The 1150-nt window shown below is 41.0% G+C and carries 1 rRNA gene and 1 pseudogene; both read left to right on the forward strand.

From position 1 onward, the window contains the following. Positions 1-285 (forward strand): annotated as a pseudogene (locus DA100_RS21130) (HD family phosphohydrolase); the annotation flags it as partial. Between the two features lie 573 nt (positions 286-858). Next, positions 859-1150 (forward strand): 16S ribosomal RNA (locus DA100_RS08260); the annotation flags it as partial.

Here is a 1150-nt window from a genome sequence, read left to right on the forward strand (position 1 = left end):
AGCTTATTGATTAAGTTTATGGGGATCTATCCTCCAGGCACTGTCGTACAACTATCGAATGATATGGTCGGTTTGGTTATCTCTGTTAACTCTAAGAACATTCTCTTTCCTAATGTTCTTATTTACGACCCCTCTGTACCAAGAACTCAAGCGCCAATCATTGACTTAGCTGAAAGAGAAATAAAGATAGTTAATGCAATCTTACCTAACAAACTTCCGGATAAAGTAAGGGAGTACCTAAATCCACGCTCACGGATTTCATACTTTTTTGACTCAGATGACTGACTAGTTATCCACAGTGATTTGTGAACAACTCGTGGCTAACCTGAGGGTAAAATGGGTGTAAATGTTGATCTGAGCAATTAATGTCCACTTAGCCCTTTTTTATGAAAAAAATGCATCTTTTTGCTTGCCTTAAAAAAGGAACTGCCTATAATGCGCATCCACTGACAGGGCAGACGCCGCAAGGCTTCAGCAATAGTCAGCGAGGTGAAAAGCTTCTAACAAAATAAATTTGAAAAAGTGTTTGACTCTTCAAATTATCTCGCTAGAATTCACCTCCGCTTCGAGAGAAAGTGTTCTCAAAAAGCAAAGCTCTTTAACAATATAAACCTATCAATCTGTGTGGGCACTCGTTGATGATAATCCAATTAGAAACTTCTCTAAATAAAGAGGGGCTTCAAATTAGGTTTCAATGAAACGAAGTGACCAAACGAGACTTCTTTTGGAAACATTAGAGGACTTGGCACAGTCAATTCATTATCGTTCTGTTGGAACGATAATAGCTTTAAAATTACATGTTTATGTTTTCATAAATATCAGTTTTGAAGTCAGTATTCATTGAGCCGACAAAATCTTAAATTGAAGAGTTTGATCATGGCTCAGATTGAACGCTGGCGGCAGGCCTAAAACATGCAAGTCGAGCGGAAACGAGTTAACTGAACCTTCGGGGAACGTTAACGGCGTCGAGCGGCGGACGGGTGAGTAATGCCTGGGAAATTGCCCTGATGTGGGGGATAACCATTGGAAACGATGGCTAATACCGCATAATAGCCCGGTTCTTCGGAATTGGTCTCAAAGAGGGGGACCTTTTAGGCCTCTCGCGTCAGGATATGCCCAGGTGGGATTAGCTAGTTGGTGAGGTAATGGC

The sequence above is a fragment of the Vibrio sp. Hep-1b-8 genome (genome assembly GCF_006124995.1).
GTDB lineage: Bacteria > Pseudomonadota > Gammaproteobacteria > Enterobacterales > Vibrionaceae > Vibrio.